Source organism: Citrobacter sp. Cf125 (assembly GCF_030333935.1).
Taxonomy (GTDB): Bacteria; Pseudomonadota; Gammaproteobacteria; order Enterobacterales; family Enterobacteriaceae; genus Citrobacter; species Citrobacter freundii.
Window position 1 is genome coordinate 1 of sequence record NZ_JAOWEY010000019.1, and the last position, 5,268, is coordinate 5,268.

The 5,268-nt window shown below is 49.3% G+C and carries 4 protein-coding genes, 4 tRNA genes and 1 pseudogene; 7 read left to right on the plus strand and 2 right to left on the minus strand.

Translation table 11 applies throughout. The features are described 5' to 3' along the window. Window positions 1-181 precede the first annotated feature (181 nt). Together murB and birA are read left to right on the plus strand one after the other, a co-directional pair. Complete coding sequence (gene murB / locus OGV89_RS03965) at window positions 182-1,210, plus strand: UDP-N-acetylmuramate dehydrogenase (RefSeq protein WP_286558161.1); 1,029 nt, start codon at window positions 182-184, stop codon at window positions 1,208-1,210. Continuing rightward, window positions 1,207-2,169: a bifunctional biotin--[acetyl-CoA-carboxylase] ligase/biotin operon repressor BirA gene (gene birA, locus OGV89_RS03970; RefSeq protein WP_003031105.1), complete on the plus strand. Its 963-nt coding sequence runs from the start codon at window positions 1,207-1,209 to the stop codon at window positions 2,167-2,169. The genes murB and birA overlap by 4 nt, the downstream gene beginning before the upstream one ends. Before the next feature lie 32 nt (window positions 2,170-2,201). Here the strand turns inward: birA and coaA are convergent, their stop codons facing one another. Both coaA and OGV89_RS03980 read right to left on the minus strand, forming a co-directional pair. Continuing rightward, window positions 2,202-3,152, minus strand: a complete 951-nt coding sequence (coaA, locus tag OGV89_RS03975) for a type I pantothenate kinase (RefSeq protein ID WP_003031107.1) — start codon at window positions 3,150-3,152, stop codon at window positions 2,202-2,204. Window positions 3,153-3,442: 290 nt separating this feature from the next. Then, window positions 3,443-3,523 (minus strand): annotated as a pseudogene (locus OGV89_RS03980) (hypothetical protein); the annotation flags it as partial. 19 nt (window positions 3,524-3,542) lie between these two features. On the opposite strand from OGV89_RS03980, the gene OGV89_RS03985 reads away from it, so the two are divergent. From OGV89_RS03985 to tuf, 5 genes are all read left to right on the plus strand, one after another. Then, window positions 3,543-3,618: transfer RNA gene (locus OGV89_RS03985), tRNA-Thr, on the plus strand. A gap of 8 nt (window positions 3,619-3,626) precedes the next feature. Then, a tRNA-Tyr gene (locus OGV89_RS03990) sits at window positions 3,627-3,711 on the plus strand. A 114-nt stretch (window positions 3,712-3,825) separates the two neighbouring features. Further along, window positions 3,826-3,900: transfer RNA gene (locus tag OGV89_RS03995), tRNA-Gly, on the plus strand. Window positions 3,901-3,905: 5 nt separating this feature from the next. Next, window positions 3,906-3,981, plus strand: a tRNA-Thr gene (locus tag OGV89_RS04000). A 118-nt stretch (window positions 3,982-4,099) separates the two neighbouring features. Next, window positions 4,100-5,268 (plus strand): elongation factor Tu (tuf, locus tag OGV89_RS04005; protein ID WP_049014834.1); only part of this gene is annotated, 1,169 nt, incomplete at its 3' end.

Here is a 5,268-nt window from a genome sequence, read left to right on the forward strand (position 1 = left end):
TTTGCGTGTGTGCGGGGTAAAAACCGCCGGGCTGAACGTATTGTGCAGGCCTGATAAGCGCAGCGCATCAGGCACATCGCCGCACCATCGGGTGCAAAGCAATATCCTGAGCCTCCATAACACAAGCCATCCTGCGGTATATGCGGTAAACTAGGCGCGATTTTGCATCAGGAAAGCGTCTATGAATCACTCCCTTAAAGCCTGGAACACCTTCGGTATCGATCAGCAAACGAATGAACTTGTCTGCGCCGAAAATGAACAACAATTACTGAATGCCTGGCAATTAGCCAATGCATCGCATCATCCAGTACTGATTCTGGGCGAAGGGAGTAACGTCCTGTTTCTTGATACCTTCCAGGGTACGGTGATCGTCAATCGTATTAAGGGTATTGAGATTACAGAGCAACCTGATGCGTGGCATTTGCACGTAGGCGCGGGTGAAAACTGGCATCAGTTGGTGTGCTATGCGCTGGAGCACAACATGCCTGGCCTGGAAAATCTGGCACTTATTCCGGGCTGTGTCGGCTCATCGCCAATCCAGAACATTGGTGCTTATGGTGTGGAACTTCAGCGTGTTTGCGAATATGTGGACTGCATTGAACTGGCGACCGGCAAACATCTGAGCGTCAGTGCTACAGAATGCCGTTTTGGTTACCGTGACAGCATCTTCAAGCATGAATACCAGGATCGTTTCGCAATTGTAGCCGTTGGTCTGCGCTTACCTAAACAGTGGCAGCCCGTTTTGACTTACGGTGACCTGACGCGTCTGGATCCTACAACAGTTACACCTCAGCAGGTTTTTGATTCAGTCTGCCATATGCGCACGACAAAACTGCCCGATCCGAAAGTAAACGGTAATGCGGGTAGCTTCTTTAAAAACCCAGTTGTCACTGGGAATATTGCGCAGGAGCTCCTGGCTAAATTCCCAACAGCACCTCATTACCCGCAGGCTGATGGTTCTGTGAAACTGGCAGCAGGCTGGCTTATCGATCAGTGCCAGCTAAAAGGTATGCGTATTGGTGGCGCGGCGGTACATCAGCAGCAGGCACTGGTGCTGGTCAATGCAGATAATGCGACGAGTCAGGATGTAGTGCAACTTGCACACCATGTGCGCCAAAAAGTCGGTGAGAAATTTAATGTCTGGCTCGAACCAGAGGTCCGGTTTATTGGTCCGCAGGGTGAAATGAATGCTGTGGAGATCATTGCATGAAGGATAATACCGTCCCTCTGACGCTTATTTCATTATTGGCCGATGGAGAATTTCATTCCGGTGAGCAGCTCGGTGAAACGTTGGGAATGAGCCGTGCTGCAATCAATAAGCATGTCCAGACGTTGCGCGACTGGGGGGTTGATGTCTTTACTGTTCCAGGTAAAGGATACAGCTTACCGGAGCCTATCCAACTATTAGATGCCTCACTTATTCATTCTCAACTGGATGGTGGAAATATCACTGTCCTGCCGGTTATCGACTCAACCAATCAGTACCTGATGGACCGAATAGGTCAGCTGGAGTCAGGGGATGCCTGCGTCGCTGAATATCAGCAGGCCGGGCGCGGCCGCCGTGGTCGGAAATGGTTTTCACCGTTTGGTGCCAACCTTTACCTCTCAATGTTCTGGCGGCTGGAACAAGGACCGGCCGCCGCGATTGGCCTGAGTCTGGTTATTGGTATCGTCATGGCTGAGGTTTTGCGCGATCTGGGTGCGGATAAAGTCCGTGTAAAATGGCCCAACGACCTCTATTTACTCGACCGTAAACTGGCAGGGATCCTGGTTGAACTGACCGGTAAGACAGGTGATGCCGCGCAAATTGTTATCGGCGCAGGTATTAATATGTCCATGCGCCGGGTTGAGGAAAATGTGGTTAATCAAGGCTGGATTAACCTGCAGGAAGCGGGCATTAACATTGACCGCAATACCCTTGCTGCCCGACTGATACGTGAGTTGCGCGCTGCGTTGGTGCTCTTTGAGCACGAAGGATTAGCTCCGTATCTGTCTCGCTGGAAGAAACTGGATAACTTTATCGACCGCCCGGTAAAACTTATTATTGGTGATAAAGAAATATTTGGTATCTCTCGTGGAATAGACGCGCAAGGTGCATTATTGCTTGAACAAAATGGCGAGATCAAACCCTGGATGGGTGGAGAAATATCGCTGAGAAGTGCTGAATAATAAAAAGGGGAGCTGAGGCTCCCCTTTTTTATTTATTTACGTAGTCTGACTTGCTCAACGGCATGATTGGCGCTTTTAGTCATAATCAAGCTGGCTCTTTCACGTGTTGGTAAAATGTTTTGCTTTAAATTCAGCCAGTTAATTTCTTTCCATAGCGATGTGGCAGTATTGATAGCCTCATCTTCTGATAATTTTGCATAGTTATGGAAATAAGAGTCCGGGTTGGTAAACGCCCCTTCACGGAATTTCAGAAAGCGGTTGATATACCACGTCTGGAGTAATTCTTCTGGCGCATCAACATAAATAGAAAAGTCGACAAAGTCAGAAACAAATACATGATGTGGATCGTGAGGATAGTCCATCCCGCTTTGTAATACATTTAACCCTTCGAGTATTAATATGTCGGGCTGGGCAACGGTTTTGTCGCCATCAGGGATCACATCATAGATGAGATGGGAATAGACCGGTGCCGTGACGTTAGGTACGCCTGATTTCAGATCGGAAACGAATTTAACCAAGCGATGCATATCATAGGACTGGGGGAAGCCTTTCTTCTTCATTAGTCCACGATCTTTCAATACCTGGTTAGGGTGGAGAAAGCCATCGGTAGTAATCAATTCAACCTTACGATGCTCTGGCCAGCGACTGAGCAAGGCCTGCAAAACACGCGCTGTCGTACTTTTACCGACGGCAACGCTGCCAGCAATACTAATAATATAAGGAATACGCTCGCCATTCGTGCCTAAAAATTGCTCCAGCACTGCCTGACGTCGCAGGTTTGAACTGATGTAAAAGTTTAGCAAACGCGAGAGAGGCAAATAAATCTCGGCAACTTCTTCCAGCGATAAGTCTTCGTTAATGCCTTTAAGACGAGCAATCTCTTCCTCGGTCAGGGTCATCGGCACGGAATCACGAAGCGCAGCCCACTGGTTGCGATCAAACTGTAGGTAAGGCGACGTTAACGCTTGCTCTTTTATACTCATACGCATGGTCTGGCTGTCATTGCTATATCAGGTCTGCGGTAAAAAACGAAATCATCCCCGGTACGCAATGGCACGCACATTTCAGTTAATTTGGACAATGGGCAGGAGGGTAACACCAGATGGAGGGGAATAATAAGAAAAAATCATCCTCTGAAATGCAATGTGACGGGTATTCCAGATGTATAAAGATGTGCTTTCTCTCTATCAACGCGCGCATGCCGGAGCAAAATTCCTCCCTGAGGTGGCACCTGGCGTTGGAAATTTGTCCAATCCAAAGAAGAAATAGATTATTTATCGGTCGCATAGTGCAAAATGTGAGCGATAGAACATTTTATGCAATTTTTTAGTTGCATGAGTGCGCATGTCTCCATAAAATGCGCGCTACTTGATGCCGACTTAGCTCAGTAGGTAGAGCAACTGACTTGTAATCAGTAGGTCACCAGTTCGATTCCGGTAGTCGGCACCATCAAGTCCGGTGGGGTTCCCGAGCGGCCAAAGGGAGCAGACTGTAAATCTGCCGTCACAGACTTCGAAGGTTCGAATCCTTCCCCCACCACCACTTTCTGGCAGCGTTATCGCCGCCTGAGTTGATTAAAAAATTAATCAGCTCGAACAGAAAAGAGAGAAATCTCTTTTTTGTTACAGAAAGAACTGGGTAGCCGAGTTTCAGGATGCGGGCATCGTATAATGGCTATTACCTCAGCCTTCCAAGCTGATGATGCGGGTTCGATTCCCGCTGCCCGCTCCAGACGTGCTGATATGGCTCAGTTGGTAGAGCGCACCCTTGGTAAGGGTGAGGTCCCCAGTTCGACTCTGGGTATCAGCACCACTTCACTTCTCCTTCCCGTTTCTCTCTGTTTACTTTTAAAAGCATTCAACAGCTCAGGTATATTGCCTGGTTGATGTGGTGATATCACCGATTTATCCGTGTCTTAGAGGGACAATCGATGTCTAAAGAAAAATTTGAACGTACTAAACCGCACGTTAACGTCGGTACTATCGGCCACGTTGACCATGGTAAAACAACGCTGACCGCTGCAATCACTACCGTTCTGGCTAAAACCTACGGCGGTGCTGCTCGCGCATTCGATCAGATCGATAACGCGCCGGAAGAAAAAGCACGTGGTATCACCATCAACACTTCTCACGTTGAATATGACACCCCGACTCGCCACTACGCACACGTAGACTGCCCGGGCCACGCCGACTATGTTAAAAACATGATCACCGGTGCTGCGCAGATGGACGGCGCGATCCTGGTTGTTGCTGCGACTGACGGCCCGATGCCGCAGACTCGTGAGCACATCCTGCTGGGTCGTCAGGTAGGCGTTCCGTACATCATCGTGTTCCTGAACAAATGCGACATGGTTGATGACGAAGAGCTGCTGGAACTGGTAGAAATGGAAGTTCGTGAACTTCTGTCTCAGTACGATTTCCCGGGCGACGACACTCCGATCGTTCGTGGTTCTGCTCTGAAAGCGCTGGAAGGCGAAGCAGAGTGGGAAGCGAAAATCATCGAACTGGCTGGCTTCCTGGATTCTTACATCCCAGAACCAGAGCGTGCGATTGACAAGCCGTTCCTGCTGCCTATCGAAGACGTATTCTCCATCTCCGGTCGTGGTACGGTTGTTACCGGTCGTGTAGAGCGCGGTATCATCAAAGTTGGTGAAGAAGTTGAAATCGTTGGTATCAAAGAGACTGCTAAGTCTACCTGTACTGGCGTTGAAATGTTCCGCAAACTGCTGGACGAAGGCCGTGCTGGTGAGAACGTTGGTGTTCTGCTGCGTGGTATCAAACGTGAAGAAATCGAACGTGGTCAGGTACTGGCTAAGCCGGGCTCTATCAAGCCGCACACCAAGTTCGAATCTGAAGTGTACATTCTGTCCAAAGACGAAGGCGGCCGTCATACTCCGTTCTTCAAAGGCTACCGTCCGCAGTTCTACTTCCGTACTACTGACGTGACTGGTACCATCGAACTGCCGGAAGGCGTAGAGATGGTAATGCCGGGCGACAACATCAAAATGGTTGTTACCCTGATCCACCCAATCGCGATGGACGACGGTCTGCGTTTCGCAATCCGTGAAGGCGGCCGTACTGTTGGTGCGGGCGTTGTTGC

Excerpts from the sequence above, each read along its gene's own strand:
- murB (WP_286558161.1), top strand. The coding sequence starts at position 182 with ATGAATCACTCCCTTAAAGCCTGGAACACCTTCGGTATCGATCAGCAA.
- birA (WP_003031105.1), top strand. The coding sequence starts at position 1,207 with ATGAAGGATAATACCGTCCCTCTGACGCTTATTTCATTATTGGCCGAT.
- coaA (WP_003031107.1), bottom strand. The coding sequence starts at position 3,152 with ATGAGTATAAAAGAGCAAGCGTTAACGTCGCCTTACCTACAGTTTGAT.